We start from the raw sequence: 2830 nt of genomic DNA on the forward strand, positions 1-2830 counted from the left end.
TGGGATGCCGACGGGCTCTGGAAGGCGCTGGCCTCCGTGTATCCGATCAGTCTTGATCAGGATGAGACCATGGACTCCTTGGAGGAACTAAAGGGTGACAAGGCCGTTAAAGCCTTGGCCGACAAGGTCGTGGAGGATGCCGATTCCATCTACCAGGAGCGTGAGGATGAGCTGGGCGAGAAGGGCTCCAGGCAGCTGGAGCGCCAGGTGGTCCTCTCCGTCCTGGACAGCAAGTGGCGTGAGCATCTCTACGAGATGGACTACTTGAAGGACGGCATCGGCCTGCGCGGCATGGGTCAGCGTGACCCTCTGGTCGAGTACCAGCGTGAGGGCTACCAGATGTACAACTCCATGATCGATGCCATTAAGGAGCAGACTGTACAGCTGCTCTTCAACGTGGACCTCAAGCAGATCGCGGCCAGCCAGGAGAACGAGCGGCGGGCCCGCGAGGAGCGCAAGGAGAATGAGGAGGGCCAGTCCGAGCCGGTCAACTATCAGGCGCCTGAAGAGCCTGATGCCGAGGACGAGACCACTGACATCGACGAGACAGCCGAGGAGCGTGACGAAGGTGCTCCTGCTGGCAGCGTCCAGGAGGATTCGGAAGAGGATCCCGATAAAGACTCTTCCGAGGATACCGCTGAAGCGAGCGAGACTGATGACGCTAGCGCTCCGGCTCCGGTCGGACCTGCGCCCATCAGTCATGCCGAGGGCAAGGTTCCCGCCAATAAGAGGCCTAAGGCCGTAGAAGATCACTCGCCCTGGGCCGATGGCCGTACCTTCCCAGGCACGCCTCGAAACGCCCCTTGCCCCTGCGGGTCTGGACGCAAGTACAAGATGTGCCACGGCCAGAACGAGAAGAAATGACACGTATGCATAATCTGTAGCGGACTGCCTAGGCAGAGCTGCTGATTTACTCGACGGCCATCGCTCATTAGGGCGGTGGCTGTTTCCATATATTGGATTAGGTGCTTCCATATATTGGTAGACAAGTGACCGAAATGTGGGATGGCCTTGTGTCAGGGAGGGGCAGGGCAGTAAACCTAGAGCAAACAGCGGGGCATCCAGCCCCGCTTCTTCGAAGGAAAAGAGTCATCATGCGGCCACTTAGCTGGAAATCCGTCCTGAACTCCTTGGTGTCCGGTCGACACCTGAGCGCGGATGAGGCCGAGTGGTGCATGAACGACCTGATGGACGGAAATGCCGACCCGGTGCAGGTGGGGGCAGCCCTGTCCATGCAATCCACTCTGGGTCTGACCAGTCCGGAGGTCGAAGGGGCTGCCAAGGCCATGGTGGGTCATGCGGTGCCGCTGAAGGTCAGTGGTGACGTGACCGACATCGTCGGCACTGGCGGCGACGGGGCTGCAACAGTCAACCTGTCGACCATGGGCGCCATCGTGGCTGCGGCAGCGGGGGTCAGGATCGTCAAGCACGGCAACAGGGCCGCATCCAGCAAGAGCGGCACCGCCGACTGTCTGGAACAGCTGGGTCTTCCGCTGGATCTGCCGCCCAAGGAGGTGGCCGCCATGGCGGACCGCTACGGCATCACCTTCGTCTTTGCCAAGACTTTCCACCCTGCCATGCGCTTTGCAGGACCTGTCCGCTCGTCGCTGGGTATTCCGACCGTCTTCAACCTGCTGGGACCCCTGACCAACCCGGTTAACCCGCGCTATGTGGCCATTGGATGCGCCCAGCGTCAGCTGAGCCCCATGATGGCCCAGGTTTACGCCTCACGCGGTCAGGAGGGCATGGTCTACACCTCGGTCGAAGGCCTTGACGAGATGGCCCCGACCGGCCCGGTTTCCATTTGGGAGATCCACCAGGGCAAGGTGGAGGAGCGGTCTTTCGACCCAACTCGTGAGCTAGGTATTGATCCGGTCAATCTAGATGATTTACGCGGTGGCGATCCAGCTTTCAATGCCAGTGTCGTCAGGGATTTCCTGGCTGGAAAGTCGATTCCCTCCCGTTCAACAGCCCTGCTCAATGCAGCGTCGGCCATCGTAGCTGACGGCACACAGATCGAAGCTGATCCCGAAGCCAATCTGAGTGTCCGGTTTGCTCAGGCCTACCAACTGGCTACGGAGGTTGTGGACCAGGGCAGGGCCGCCGACCTGCTAGCCGCCTGGATTCACGGAGCCCAGGAGGCGCAGACCCGCTGCCAGCAAGAGGAACGGGCACGTCGCTCGATCTTGGTGTAGGTTCACGGTTGCCACAACTGTTCGGGCCTCGCTGGCTGATGCTTCTGCCAGCGAGGCCCGAACGTATTGGCGGCTTATATATGGCGGATCACAGCTTCATCGCCGGTAGTGTCGTTCGTCGTCATCGAAGAGGCCGCTTGAGGCATCGCGGAAGTTCTTCCGGTCGATGATCAATCCTGCGATGCCTATCAGCAGGAGCAGGCCCGCCAGCAGGCCGGTCAAGCCGGACCAGCGGGGGATCAGGATGGTCAGGAAGAAGCAGACCAGGCCCAGCACCGTCATGATGATGAAGGCCATCCGCCTTTTGCCAAGGTCGCTCAGGTCAGGGTTAGGCGGCACAAAGTTCGACGACTGGTCCATGACCTCGTCGGTGTCCAGCCAGCTCCTGCCTTGGAAATCGCGAGGCCCGGAGCCGCCGACGAAGGAATCGCGCTTCAAGTCCTCGGCCCTCAGCGCCGCCTTCTTCTCGGACTTCCGAGCTTTCTTTTCGAATTCCTTGGCCGTCTTGGACGATTCCAGGGAACCTAGCTCGTCAGCGTGCGAGTTCAGAAAGTCCATCCACTCATCGTTCCCCTGTGAGGACCCGGTTCCCGCCTCGCTGTTATACTGATTCCCGGCGTCGTTATGCTTGTGCT

General features: G+C 60.5%; 3 protein-coding genes. 2 read left to right on the forward strand and 1 reads right to left on the reverse strand.

The window, feature by feature from the left end; translation table 11 throughout:
* Together AC0AP0_RS11260 and trpD are read left to right on the forward strand one after the other, a co-directional pair.
* Positions 1 to 864: SEC-C metal-binding domain-containing protein (locus AC0AP0_RS11260; RefSeq protein ID WP_490430529.1), on the forward strand; the 864-nt coding region annotated here is incomplete at its 5' end.
* A 230-nt stretch (positions 865 to 1094) separates the two neighbouring features.
* Complete coding sequence (trpD, locus tag AC0AP0_RS11265) at positions 1095 to 2195, forward strand: anthranilate phosphoribosyltransferase (protein ID WP_490430530.1); 1101 nt, start codon at positions 1095 to 1097, stop codon at positions 2193 to 2195.
* 96 nt (positions 2196 to 2291) lie between these two features.
* Here the strand turns inward: trpD and AC0AP0_RS11270 are convergent.
* On the reverse strand, positions 2292 to 2830 hold a 539-nt coding region (locus AC0AP0_RS11270), incomplete at its 5' end, for a hypothetical protein (RefSeq protein WP_490430531.1).

The sequence above is a fragment of the Bifidobacterium sp. POST2/T3 (B1) genome, from assembly GCF_058197115.1.

Excerpts from the sequence above, each read along its gene's own strand:
- trpD (WP_490430530.1), top strand. The coding sequence starts at position 1,095 with ATGCGGCCACTTAGCTGGAAATCCGTCCTGAACTCCTTGGTGTCCGGT.